The sequence below is a fragment of the Pseudomonas sp. LB3P81 genome (assembly GCF_054897965.1).
This window is the reverse complement of sequence record NZ_JBUBVG010000001.1, coordinates 1,049,831-1,062,563: the sequence shown is the minus strand read 5'-3', so window position 1 is coordinate 1,062,563 and position 12,733 is coordinate 1,049,831. Positions and strand designations below refer to the sequence as shown.

10 protein-coding genes are annotated in these 12,733 nt (G+C 60.8%); 7 read left to right on the top strand and 3 right to left on the bottom strand.

Translation table 11 applies throughout. The features are described from left to right. Window positions 1-279: 279 nt before the first annotated feature. The gene (gene katG, locus ACYZTL_RS04775) at window positions 280-2,535 is read right to left on the bottom strand and encodes a catalase/peroxidase HPI (RefSeq protein ID WP_461950810.1); all 2,256 of its coding nucleotides are present in this window, start codon (window positions 2,533-2,535) and stop codon (window positions 280-282) included. A gap of 455 nt (window positions 2,536-2,990) precedes the next feature. Here katG and mdeB point away from each other — a divergent pair, with 455 nt between their 5' ends. The 5 genes from mdeB to ACYZTL_RS04750 all read left to right on the top strand — a co-directional run bounded on the left by mdeB (window position 2,991) and on the right by ACYZTL_RS04750 (window position 8,729). Beyond that, window positions 2,991-5,690, top strand: a complete 2,700-nt coding sequence (gene mdeB / locus ACYZTL_RS04770; protein WP_461950809.1) for an alpha-ketoglutarate dehydrogenase — start codon at window positions 2,991-2,993, stop codon at window positions 5,688-5,690. A gap of 102 nt (window positions 5,691-5,792) precedes the next feature. Beyond that, complete coding sequence (locus ACYZTL_RS04765) at window positions 5,793-5,993, top strand: YbdD/YjiX family protein (RefSeq protein WP_461950808.1); 201 nt, start codon at window positions 5,793-5,795, stop codon at window positions 5,991-5,993. A gap of 157 nt (window positions 5,994-6,150) precedes the next feature. Beyond that, on the top strand, window positions 6,151-6,657 hold the full coding sequence (locus ACYZTL_RS04760; RefSeq protein WP_461950807.1) for a GNAT family N-acetyltransferase: 507 nt from the start codon (window positions 6,151-6,153) through the stop codon (window positions 6,655-6,657). Between the two features lie 183 nt (window positions 6,658-6,840). Then, on the top strand, window positions 6,841-8,061 hold the full coding sequence (locus ACYZTL_RS04755; RefSeq protein WP_461950806.1) for a helix-turn-helix domain-containing protein: 1,221 nt from the start codon (window positions 6,841-6,843) through the stop codon (window positions 8,059-8,061). Between the two features lie 35 nt (window positions 8,062-8,096). Next, on the top strand, window positions 8,097-8,729 hold the full coding sequence (locus ACYZTL_RS04750) for a Vgb family protein (RefSeq protein ID WP_461950805.1): 633 nt from the start codon (window positions 8,097-8,099) through the stop codon (window positions 8,727-8,729). Window positions 8,730-8,759: 30 nt separating this feature from the next. Here the strand turns inward: ACYZTL_RS04750 and ACYZTL_RS04745 are convergent, their stop codons facing one another. Together ACYZTL_RS04745 and ACYZTL_RS04740 are read right to left on the bottom strand one after the other, a co-directional pair. Beyond that, complete coding sequence (locus ACYZTL_RS04745) at window positions 8,760-9,620, bottom strand: CAP domain-containing protein (RefSeq protein ID WP_461950804.1); 861 nt, start codon at window positions 9,618-9,620, stop codon at window positions 8,760-8,762. A gap of 473 nt (window positions 9,621-10,093) precedes the next feature. Further along, complete coding sequence (locus ACYZTL_RS04740) at window positions 10,094-10,684, bottom strand: helix-turn-helix domain-containing protein (protein WP_461954258.1); 591 nt, start codon at window positions 10,682-10,684, stop codon at window positions 10,094-10,096. Window positions 10,685-11,172: 488 nt separating this feature from the next. Between ACYZTL_RS04740 and ACYZTL_RS04735 the strand changes: the two genes are divergently transcribed. Further along, entirely contained in the window at window positions 11,173-12,213 is a 1,041-nt protein-coding gene (locus tag ACYZTL_RS04735) for a GGDEF domain-containing protein (protein ID WP_461950803.1), read from the top strand. 188 nt (window positions 12,214-12,401) lie between these two features. Then, window positions 12,402-12,731, top strand: a complete 330-nt coding sequence (locus ACYZTL_RS04730) for a hypothetical protein (RefSeq protein ID WP_461950802.1) — start codon at window positions 12,402-12,404, stop codon at window positions 12,729-12,731. Window positions 12,732-12,733 lie beyond the last annotated feature (2 nt).

Sequence of the window (12,733 nt, the reverse complement as noted above, 5' to 3'; positions counted from 1 at the left end):
GGATTTGCTCTGATACGTATTTTTCTGCGCGATCTGCATCTGTTACGCACCTGGCCTGCGCCTCACAATGACAGCACGGTCCGCATTCGCTGTAGCGCTTGCACCGCACACTCATTCCGTAGGAGGCTCCATGGCCAAGATGTCCCTTTTCCTGGGTGGTTTTCTGGTGTTAACCCTTTTGATCGGTGCCTTGGCGACGATCTCTCCCGTTTAGTCCGTTTCTCCAGTCCGCAAAAAGCACAACGCCTCCACTTGGGAGGCGTTGCAGTTTTCACGATCTCACTTCAAATCAAACCGATCCAGATTCATCACCTTGGTCCACGCCGCCACGAAGTCTTTCACAAACTTCTCCTTCGAATCGCTACAGGCATAGACTTCAGCCAGCGCGCGCAACTGCGCATGCGAACCAAAGACCAGATCGACCCGCGTGCCGGTCCATTTCACTTCGCCGGTTTTGCGATCGCGTGCTTCGAACTCCTCGTTAGTCTCTGAGGTCGGTTTCCATTCCACGCCCATGTCCAGCAGGTTTTTGAAAAAGTCGTTGGTCAATGCCTCTGGCTGCTTCGTGAAGACGCCATGCTTGGTTTGTCCGACATTGGTGTTCAATACACGCAGGCCGCCAATCAGCGCGGTCAATTCTGGCGCACTGAGGGTCAGTTGTTGTGCCTTGTCGATCAGCAGATGCTCGGCCGATACGCGGTAGCGGGCTTTGAGGTAATTGCGGAAACCGTCGGCGATGGGTTCGAGGAAACCGAAGGATTCCACGTCGGTCTGTTCCTGCGAGGCATCCGTGCGCCCCGGTGTGAACGGCACCGTTACGCTGTGACCCGCATTTTTTGCGGCTTGTTCGACCCCGGCACCGCCGGCCAGCACGATCAGGTCCGCCAGCGAGATTTTCTTGCCGCTGTTGTTGAACTCGCTCTGGATGCTTTCGAGTTTCGCCAGCACGTTGGCCAGTTGCTCAGGCTGGTTGGCCTGCCAGGACTTCTGCGGCGCCAGGCGCAGGCGACCGCCGTTGGCGCCGCCGCGTTTGTCGGAGCCTCGGAAGGTCGAAGCCGCCGCCCAGGCCGTTGATACCAGCTGCGAGACGCTCAGGCCGGAAGCGAGGACTTTGCTCTTGAGCGCGGCCACGTCGCTGTCGTTTACCAAGGCATGGTCGATCTTCGGAATCGGGTCTTGCCAGAGCAGTTCTTCACTGGGCATTTCCGGGCCGAGGTAGCGGGAGAGGGGGCCCATGTCGCGGTGGATCAGCTTGAACCAGGCGCGGGCGAAGGCGTCGGCCAACTGGTCTGGATTGGCCAGGAAGCGCCGCGAAATCGGCTCATAGATCGGGTCGAATCGCAGCGACAGGTCGGTGGTCAGCATGGTCGGATTACGACGCTTGGACGGGTCGTGGGCATCCGGAATGATGCCGGCGCCGGCGCCGTTTTTCGGTATCCACTGGTGCGCACCTGCCGGACTTTTGCTCAGCTCCCACTCGAAGCCGAACAGGTTTTCCAGGTAGTTGTTGCTCCATTTCGTGGGCGTCGTGGTCCAGGTCACTTCCAGGCCGCTGGTGATGGTGTCAGGGCCCTTGCCGGTGCCGAAGCTGTTCTTCCAGCCCAAGCCTTGCGCTTCGAGGCCAGCGGCTTCGGGCTCGGCGCCGACATTGTCGGCCGGTCCGGCACCGTGAGTCTTGCCGAAGGCGTGGCCGCCGGCGATCAGTGCCACGGTTTCTTCATCATTCATCGCCATGCGGCCGAACGTTTCGCGAATGTCCAAGGCCGCAGCGACCGGGTCCGGGTTGCCTTCAGGGCCTTCCGGGTTCACGTAGATCAAGCCCATTTGCACCGCAGCGAGTGGATTTTCCAGATTGCGCCCCTGCTCGGTACGGCTGTCCTCATTCCTCCCGGGTTCGGCCACGAGTGGAACATCACCGGGTGCTTGCACGGGTTTTTGCGCTTTGTCGTAACGGACGTCGCCACCCAGCCATTTGTTTTCCGAACCCCAGTAAACGTCCTCATCCGGTTCCCAGACGTCGGCACGACCACCGGAAAAACCAAAGGTCTTGAAGCCCATGGATTCCAGCGCGACGTTGCCGGTCAGCACGATCAGGTCCGCCCAGGAAATGTTGCGGCCATACTTTTGCTTGATCGGCCACAGCAGCCGGCGCGCCTTGTCGAGGCTGACGTTGTCCGGCCAGCTGTTGAGCGGGGCGAAGCGCTGTTGACCGGAACCGGCACCGCCACGCCCGTCGCCGGTGCGGTACGTGCCGGCGGCGTGCCAGGCCATGCGAATGAACAGCGGCCCATAGTGACCGAAGTCCGCCGGCCACCAGTCTTGCGAATCGGTCATCAGTGCGGTCAGGTCTTGCTTGACCGCCGCAAAGTCGAGTTTTTTGAATGCTTCGGCATAGTTGAAGCCCTCGTCCATGGGGTCAGACAGGGACGAGTGCTGGTGCAGGATCTTCAGATTCAGCTGGTTCGGCCACCAATCGCGGTTGGTCGTGCCACCGCCAGCGGCGTGATTGAACGGGCATTTCGATTCATTTGCCATGTGCGAGCTACCTTTGGTCGTGTTCATCCGGCTATCGGGCCCGGAGCGGGCGTTAAATAGCGACGAGCGAGATCAAGACACAGGCTGCAGGGCCAGCAGTTGGATCAACTGATTGTGGTGACCACACGGGAATTCTGAACAGCGGCAATCAGGTTGCCTGCGCGGTGACCCACGGGTGGCCTAGTCAAGCTTCGGGCTCATTCCTGTCTCCTTTCCAGCGCTAATCCGGCCGGCTTATGACGCCAGCGCAGACTAAGGTTAGACCCGAGTCGGGAAGTCAGCTAATAGGTGGAGTGTTGCGCCTCGATAGGCAGAAGCTTTCAACGAAACCCTTGGGATGAAGCGCTTTTCGCGTCGAGCTGCGGTGTCGCGGCCGATATTGAGGACGTCAGCCTCGCCCGAGAGAGCCATTCGCACCACCTTGAAGTGTTGCCCGACACCTGCAGGAGTTGCCCATGAACCCGTCCGATATTCACGCCCAATTGCCGGGCCAGACAGCTGAAGAAGCACAGGAAATCGTTGAATGGCGTGATGCCTTGCTATCGGTCATCGCCCATGGCGGTGCCGGGCAGGCCAGGCAGATCATGGACATGCTGGTGACGCTGGCCAGCACTTCCGGGATGGGCTGGCGGCCGCGCCACGGCACGCCCTACATCAATACCATCAGCGTTGAACAGCAGCCGGTGTTTCCGGGTGATCTGGCGATGGAAGAACGCCTGGCCTCGATCATGCGCTGGAATGCGCTGGTCATGGTTGCCCGAGCCAATCAGGCCTATGGGGAGCTTGGCGGCCACATCGCCAGTTATGCGAGCGCCGCCGATTTGTTTGAAGTGGGCTTCAACCACTTCTTCAAGGCGCGTACCGAAACCAGTGGCGCAGATCTGGTGTTCTACCAGCCGCACTCGGCGCCTGGTGTCTATGCACGGGCTTTTCTGGAAGGTCGCCTCAAGGAAAAGGATCTGCAGCACTATCGGCAAGAAATCGGCGCGCTCGCCCAGGGCGCCCGGGGCCTGTCGAGTTATCCGCACCCGTGGTTGATGCCGGACTTCTGGCAGTTCCCGACCGGCTCGATGGGCATCGGCCCGATCAGCTCGATCTACCAGGCGCGCTTCATGCGTTATCTGCAACATCGCGGCCTGCAAGACACTGCCGGCCGCACCGTTTGGGGGGTGTTTGGCGACGGTGAAATGGATGAGCCGGAAAGCATGTCCGCCCTGACGCTGGCGGCGCGAGAAGGGCTGGATAATCTGGTGTGGGTGGTCAACTGCAACCTTCAACGGCTGGACGGTCCGGTGCGGGGCAACGGTCGCATCATTGATGAGTTGGAGGCGCTGTTTGGTGGTGCTGGCTGGAACGTCATCAAACTGGTCTGGGGCTCCGACTGGGATGGCCTGTTCGCCCAGGATCACGACGGCGCGCTGGTCAAGGCCTTGTCCGCCACGGTCGACGGCCAGTTCCAGACCTTTGCCGCAAAGGACGGGCGTTTCAACCGCGATCAGTTCTTCGGCCAGAACGAAGCACTGGCTCATCTGGCCGAGGGCCTGACCGATGAACAGATCGACCGCCTCAAGCGCGGCGGTCACGACGTCGAGAAGATTTTTGCCGCGTACCACAGCGCGATGCGCGAGGGCAGAAAGCCCACGGTGATTCTGGCGCAGACCAAGAAGGGCTTCGGCATGGGTGACGCCGGGCAGGGCAGGATGACCGTGCACCAGCAGAAGAAACTCGACAAGGACGCCTTGATCGCCTTCCGTAACCGTTTCAATTTGCCGCTGACCGATGAACAGGCGACCTCGCTGAGCTTCTTCAAACCTGCCGACGACAGCGCCGAAATGCGCTACCTGCATGAACGTCGCCGGGCATTGGGCGGCTACATGCCGTCGCGACCTGCAACGTCGGCGTCACTGGCCGTGCCCGACGTCCACAGCTACGCCGGGTTTGCCATCACCGCCGAAGGCAAGGAAATGTCCACCACCATGGCGTTCGTGCGGCTGCTCAGCGGTTTGCTTCGGGACAAGCAACTGGGCCCGCGCATCGTGCCGATTGTGGCCGATGAGGCGCGCACGTTCGGCATGGCCAGCCTGTTCAAGCAGATCGGTATCTATTCCAGCGTGGGCCAGCGTTATGAACCGGAGGACATCGGTTCGATCCTGAGTTATCGAGAGGCGCTCGATGGTCAGATTCTCGAAGAGGGCATCAGCGAGGCCGGCGCGATCAGTTCCTGGGTAGCGGCGGCGACCAGCTATTCGGTGCATGGCCTGCCGATGTTGCCGTTCTACATCTACTACTCGATGTTCGGCTTCCAGCGCATCGGCGATTTGATCTGGGCTGCGGCAGACCAGCGCGCGCGCGGGTTCCTGCTCGGCGCCACGGCGGGGCGCACGACGCTGGGCGGCGAAGGTCTGCAGCATCAGGACGGCAACAGCCACCTGATGGCGGCGATGGTGCCGAACTGCCGTGCCTACGATCCTGCGTTCGCCGGTGAGTTTGCGGTGATCCTCGATCACGGCATGCGCCAGATGCTGGAGCGTCAGGTCGACGAGTTCTATTACGTCACGCTGATGAACGAAAGCTACCCGCAGCCCAACCTTCCCGAAGGTGTCGAACAGGCCATTATCAAAGGCATGTACCGGTACGCCCGGCAAGAAGTCGAGGACGCCCGTGGCCGCGTCCAGTTGTTGGGTTCCGGCGCAATCCTGCTTGAAGTGATCGCGGCGGCCGAGTTGCTGGCCAGCGACTGGAACGTCGACAGCGAGGTGTGGAGCGTGACCAGCTTCACCGAACTGGCCCGCGATGCCCGTGAGATGGAGCGCTGGAATCGCCTGCATCCCGGTCAGCCTGCGCGGCGCAGCCACGTACAGGAATCGCTCAACGACTCGGCGCCAATCATTGCCTGCACCGATTACGTCCGCGCCTTGCCCCAGTTGATCGCGAGTTATCTGGAGGCGCGCTACACCGTGCTCGGCACCGATGGCTTCGGCCGCAGTGACACCCGCGGCCGGCTGCGCGCGTTTTTCGAAGTGGATCGCCATCAGATCGTCTTGAGTGCCCTGACGTCACTGGTTCAGGAAGGGTGCCTCGATGCCGGTGTGTGTGCCGAGGCGATTGCGCGCTACGCCATTGATGTTGACGCCATCGCGCCTTGGGAAGCTTGAAGGCGTGCCACTTGAGCATACAAATTCCCCGGTCGCGGACACATTGCAGATACATGAGCGCGGTTTCATGGGACCGTCCAACACCACAAAGAGGCTTTTGCCATGTTCCGCAAACTGCAGCTTGCCGCCAGGTTCCTCAGCCAGAGCACGCGCCTGATGGTGGGCGTTCCGGATTACGACAACTACGTCGCACAGATGGCGCTGAATCACCCCGGCGAGCCGGTCATGAGCTATTCAGCATTCTTTCGCGAACGTCAGGAAGCGCGCTACGGCAAACGCAGTTGCACGACGCGGTGCTGCTGAACGCCGGTTGATCGGCGGGCAACAAAAAGCCCCGTCCCCTTCGAGAGGGCGGGGCTTTTTGTGTTTTCAAGATCAGTAGGCCGTTCGCCTGCGGCCGCTTTTATCCGGAGCCTGCAATCAGTAATCTGTCACACCGACATTTGGATGGAGCCAAATCATGCCACTCACCCACCGCCCCGTACGCGCTGAAGATGTTCTGGCGATCTGCAACTTCCCGCAAACCCCAAAAGAACTGTTTTTCATGTTTCCGAAGGCGCAGTACCCGCTGACGGACGCCCAGCTGCTTGCATCGATTGCCCAACGTTCTGACTCAACGGTGGTTGAAGAGAACGGCTCTGTGATTGGTTTTGCGAACTTTTACAAGTTTGAGCGAGAAGGCGTGTGCGCGATTGGCAACGTGATCGTGTCCCCCAAGGCCCGGGGAAAAGGAGTGGCAAAATTTCTGGTGGAGACAATGGTGAGACTGGCGATTGACCGTCACCGGGCAAGTGAGGTGCAGCTTTCGTGCTTCAACGAAAACACGGCGGGGCTGTTGCTGTATCCGCAACTCGGGTTTGTGCCGTTTGAGATCGAAGAGCGGTTATCGCCGGACGGTCGCCGGGTAGCGCTGTTAAATATGAGGTTGCTCACCCCGGCCCAAACCATGGACATCCCATGCCCATAGGGCCTCATCGCAGGCAAGCCAGCTCCCACAGGTTTACGCGGTCCCCTGTGGGAGCTGGCTTGCCTGCGAAGGCGTCAGCACAAACGCCCCGGTTTCCCGATCAACCCCGGTCCTGGTGGAAAGTCGTGAACTAGACTGACTCCCACATTGAGCGGTGGGAGTGACCAGTGTGAGGCAACTCAGATGGACTCGTTGATCACCGCGGCCGCGCGGGCGCTGGCGGCGGGTGATCCGCTGGGCGCGCTGGACCGGATTGCGTTGCGCGACGATGCGCCAGCGCTCGCCTTGCGCGGCATCGCGATGGCGCAGCTCGGCGATCTGGTTCGGGCGAAGGCGCTGATCAAGAGTGCGGCACGTGGCTTCGGGCCAAAGGAGAAGTTGGCGCGGGCTCGGTGTGTGGTTGCCGAGGCGGAAATCGCGCTGGCATCGCGAGACCTGGGCTGGCCGGTGAAGGCGCTCGAGATGGCGCGGGTGACGCTTGAGGCGCACGGTGATCGGGTCAACGCGGCTCATGCGCGGTATCTGCAGATTCGGCGATTGTTGCTGATCGGCCGGCTCGATGAGGCCGACGTTCTGCTGGCCGCGCTTGATCCTGCGCCGATGCCACCGGCTCTGCGCGCTGCCCATGAACTGGTGGTGGCAGGCATCGCCATCCGACGCCTGCAATCGCAAACAGCTCAGCATGCACTGACAAGGGCCGAGCACGCTGCGCGTGAGGCAGGAATCCCGGCGCTCACTGCTGAAGTCGAAAACGCCTTCCTCGTTCTGAATACCCCGGTAGCGCGCCTGATTGTCCACGGCGAAGAGCGACCTTTGCTGCTGGAGGAAGTTGAAGCCTTGCTCGGTTCAACCTCGCTGGTGGTCGACGCGTGCCGGTATGTCGTGCGCGGCGCCGGCATGTCGGTGTCCCTCGCCACACGTCCCGTGTTGTTTACCCTCGCTCGCGCGCTGGCCGAAGCCTGGCCGGGCGACGTATCGAGGGAAATCTTGATCGCCCGGGCGTTCCGTTTGAAGCTTACTAATGAATCCCTCCGAGCACGGCTGCGCGTCGAAGTCGGGCGGCTGCGCGCGGCGCTGAAACCCTTGGCCGACGTCATCGCCACCGGACACGGGTTTGCTCTGGTGGCGCTGGTTTCATCCGACGTCGTGGTGCTGGCGCAACCGGTCGAAGAGAAGTATGCGGCGCTGTTTGCCTTCCTTGCCGACGGTGAGTCGTGGTCGAGCTCGGCCCTGGCGCTGGCGCTCGGCACCAGTCAGCGCACTGTGCAACGCACGCTCGACGTGCTGGCGGCGGCCGGCAAAGTGCAGTCATTCGGGCATGGACGCACGCGGCGCTGGATGACCCCGCCGGTGCCGGGTTTCGCGACGACCTTGTTACTCCCGGCGCCCCTGCCGAGTGACTAGGATGAACGCCACGAACCCCTGATGAGGAAATCGAGATGAAACATTCAACCGCAGAAATCCTCCGTGAATACGGCCCGTTCACCGGTGTCGACAGCGTGCATGGCGTGACCTGGGACGGTGAGCGCGTCTGGTTTGCCAGTGGCGAAAAACTCATCGCCCTCGACCCGCAAAGCGGCAAGACCCTGCGCTCGATCGATGTCACTGCGGATGCGGGTACGGCGTTCGATGGCCAGCACCTGTTCCAGATCGCCGCCGACCGTATCCAGAAAATCGACCCGCAGACCGGCAAGGTGCTCAACACCATCCCGGCACCGGGCGGCGGCAATGATTCCGGGCTGACGTGGGCTGAAGGCACCTTGTGGGTCGGCCAGTATCGCGATCGGAAAATTCACCAGATCGATCCCGAAACCGGAGCGATTTTGCGTACGATCGAGTCCAACCGCTTCGTCACCGGAGTGACCTGGGTTGACGGGCAGCTATGGCATGGGACGTGGGAAGGGGAAGAAAGCGAGTTACGCCGCGTTGATTCCATAACCGGGGAAGTACTGCAAAGCGTCAAGATGCCGACCGGAGTCGGCGTGTCGGGACTTGAATCCGATGGCGGCGATCAGTTCTTCTGCGGCGGCGGTGGCAGCGGGAAGGTGAGGGCGGTGCGACGGCCTGCATGACGCATCATGATATTCGCTGTGTTACCGGCCTCAAGGCGCTCCAAACAACATCGTCCAGTAAACCCCTTCGTCACTGCGCGAGTCCGTCGCGTAGGCGGCTCCCACTTGGGTGAACAGCGGGCTCATCAAGTTGGCGCAATGTCCGGGGCTGGCGAGCCAGCCTGCCATTGCCTTGCTCGGTGAGCCTTGGCCCGCGGCGATGTTTTCGCCGATCTGGCGGCCACGGAATCCCGCAGCTCTCGCACGGTCGGAGGGAGTATCTCCGTCGGGATCGCGGTGTGCGAAGTAATTTCCGTAGGCCATTGCCTTGCTGTGGCCCTGCGCCGCTGCCCCGAGGCTGGCATTCCAGGCGAGTGGGCGGGCGGCGGCAAAGCGCTGGCGACCGCAGAGGCGCGGTTTTGCCCGCGCGGCGTTGACCTGGGCGAGCAACGCCTGGCTGACGGCTCGCGCGTCGTTCATTTGGCTGTCCAGCACCGGCCGCGCCAACACCACTTGCCATTCGTTGCGGCTGCGGCTGACGCCGATATCGGCGTATTGGCTATCCAGCAATGCCATGCAGTAGTCGCTCTGCAGCAGGTCGAAGGCCTCTTCGGCATCTTGCGCGCCGACCACGCGCAGGGTACGCACGGCCACTGCTTGATAGCCGGAAGCTTTCAACCGGTCCCGCAAGCCGCCGCCGTAGCCGATCGGCAAGGCCAGATTGGATTTCAGCATCAGCGGTGACAAACGTTGGGCGGGACGCCGCTCGCAGCGCTGTGGGTGTGCACGGTAATCGTTGATGGCTTCCACCAGTTGCCGTTCCGCGCCGGCGTGGGCGGGGCTGGTGGTAAAAGAAAGTAGGGTAAACAGGCATAGCGAAGTCAAGCGCAAGGCGTGGGCGGTTTGGCGCATGGAGGGACAGCTCTGAAGAGATGACAACGGTTAGGGGAGGAATTGGCGCCGCTGTAAGACTGGGGAGCTGAAACAAGGTTCACGGCGCAGGAGGGCATATTTACCGGCGACGCCATGCGTCCGACGGACGTACCTTCACCGCTACATCTTCAGGTGCGAGGATTGCCAGCGATGGCGATAGCACAAATGTCTTCTCGGGCAAGCCTGCTCTAATGCCAGACAGTTAAGAGAATTTGTAGGAGCGAGCTTGCTCGCGATGGACTTCAGGACGACGCGTGTATCCAGAAAATACGCGTTATCGTTGGCGTCCATCGCGAGCAAGCTCGCTCCTACATAGAGTCAGCTTTCGCTTAACTGATCGGCATTGGGGCTTGCTCGCGAAAGCGGTGTGTCAGGCAACAACAATGTGACTGACACCCCCTCTTCGTCGGAACGCCGCCCGGACCAAGCCCGCTCCCACATTAGGTTGTCGTTTAGTCCAAGCGTTCCGGGTGGGTCACTACCAGGTAAGCCACTGCCTCACTGTCCGCCGGGTTGCGATAGCGGTGGGGCTGGTCGGCATAAAACAGAATCGAATCGCCGGTTGAAAGCAGGTAGCGCTCATCGTTGACGCTGATTTCGAGCACGCCCTGTGACACCACCAGATTCTCCTGCACGCCAGGGCCGTGCCCCTCGGATACGTCCTCACCCAACGGACTCAGACGCAGTTCGTAAAACTCCGATTGGCGCGCCACGTCAAACGGAAACAGCGCCCGGCTGACGAAGGCACCGCTGGCACTGACCAGGCGTTTGCTCTGGTTCGCCGACAACACCGCCACACCTTCGAACGCCCGATGCTCCAGAAAGGCGGCCACCGACACCTTCAAGCCTTTGGCAATTTTGCATAGCACTTTGATCGACGGCACGCTGCGCCCGGATTCAATCTGCGCCAGCATCGCCCGACTCACACCGCATTGCCGCGCCAGGGCGTCGAGGGACAGATGACGCTTGCCCCGCAAACGCTGCAGGTTTTGCGCGACCCGCTCGCAGATCGGATCCTCCTCCAGCGCCTCCAGACTGTTCAGGTCCAGCACGGGTTCGTCGGCGCTTGCCAGAAAACGCGAAGGTTCACGGAGGTTCACGCCTGACGGGTCCCTGTCGAATCAGCAGGCTGTACCCAGTGAAAGGCCTGTAAACCGGCGTTTCGAGCGTACATCTCCCACATGGCCCGCGCCCGTTACTGAGCCTGTTTGCGTTTGTGGTGGCTGACGAAATCGATGACGTTGGCAGTTGGGTTCATAGGGCACTTCACTGTCGTGATGAATGACGGAATGGCTTGAGACTACGCGGATATTTTTATAACGATAAATACTGATATTGTATTTATTAATTCCTTTTGGTTATTTTTGATTTCATCATTCAGGCGTATTGCGACAGGCGAATGGAAAGCGCTCGGTGGTGCGGGTAGCTGAGTAACCGCTCTGCTCTGCACATCGGGATAGCCCTTTGCTACGCGTCTGGTTATGCTCGTATCGTTTTGCATTTTCCAATCAATAACGACCACGGTGATGTCATGAGCCCAATAGAGACGCGTGCGACTGCCCTGGCGCTGTATCCGGAAGATTCCCGCGAGGCCGCGGCGCTGCTCAAGCAAGCCATCCCGCTGATGGTCCGTCATAACATCCCGCCCAATCCCGTGCATTACGCGCTCTGGTACACCTACAGCAAAGGCCTGGACCCCGAGCTCAACCGGCACCTGGACCGGGTGGTCAAGGATTTCGATTGTTTCCCGCCGGAATCCGCCACCCGGCTGTTTCGCGACTACATCATTCGCGACGAACTGACGGAGGCCCGCGCCGGGCAGCAACAGGCAATCAATCTGGTGGACGACATGCAGCGCGACGTGTCGCGCAGCGTCGAGGGCAATCTCAACTTTCAAAGCAGTCTGGGACGATGCCTGGAGATGCTTGAGTTGCCCGCCAGCGAGCGTTTGCCGGATATTTTGAGTGAGCTGCAACAGAGCACACAGCTCATGCAGAACCAGCAGGAGCGATTCCTCTCCCAACTGCACTCGGCCCAGAGCGAAATCAAAAGCCTGCGCAGCAAACTTGAACGTGCACAACTGGCGGCGACTCTCGACGGCCTGACCGAACTGCTCAACCGCAGCGCCTTCACCCGTTTGGCCGAGCAGGCGCTGAGCCATACCGACCAGGGCGTGGCGCTGCTCATGCTGGATATCGATCACTTCAAGCAATTCAATGATCAGTACGGTCACCCGTTGGGCGACCGGGTCCTGCAACATGTCGGGCAGGTACTGCGCAGCTCGCTGCCACCCCACGCCACGGCGGCGCGTTACGGCGGTGAGGAGTTCTGCGTGGTTCTGGAACACTGCGTTGACCTGGCCAGTGCCAGGGGGGTTGCTGAGCAACTGCGGGTGAAAATCCAGTCGTTGCGGATCAAGGCGCGTGTTGACGGCACAGTGCTCGATACGATCACGGCGTCCTTTGGCGTGGCCTTCGCGCAACCCGGTGAGAGTCTGGACAGCCTGGTGACCCGCGCCGATGACGCGCTTTACCAGGCTAAGCGCAATGGGCGTAACCGGGTGCATAGCTAGTCGTTGAAACGCATTTTCAAGCCGCAGGCCCGATCCATCGGCGCTGATCGACGCGCTGGGCGGCGTTATCGGACTCAAGCTGGTCACGGGAAACCGAGAAGGTTTGCAGTAAGGCATTTTGCTGGCCCCGAAGCCCGAAAGTTACAGACAGAATCACTTTACTTTCAGGTGGTTAGGGCTGGCTTTAAATGCGCAATGTATGGATCGCACTGATTTCGTTGGGCCTGGCTGGCATCGCCGTCTCGGCCCAGGCCAAAGAGCTTCAAACCAATGACCGGTATATGTGCAGTTGGGGTGCGGGCACCGCAGCACGAGCCCAGGAACTCAAACTGGCGGGCGTTTCGCTGTACGCCGCCCGCCAGAAATTACAGTCCTACAAGTTCAGCAAGCCGTGGATGCGCATGACGGCGATGGGTATTACCGAGCAAACCTACGACAGCCCGTCGCGGATCAAACCCGCGGCACTGCGGCAGAGTTTCTACGAAGATTGCGTGCGCTTTAAGTTGGCGCGCAAATGATC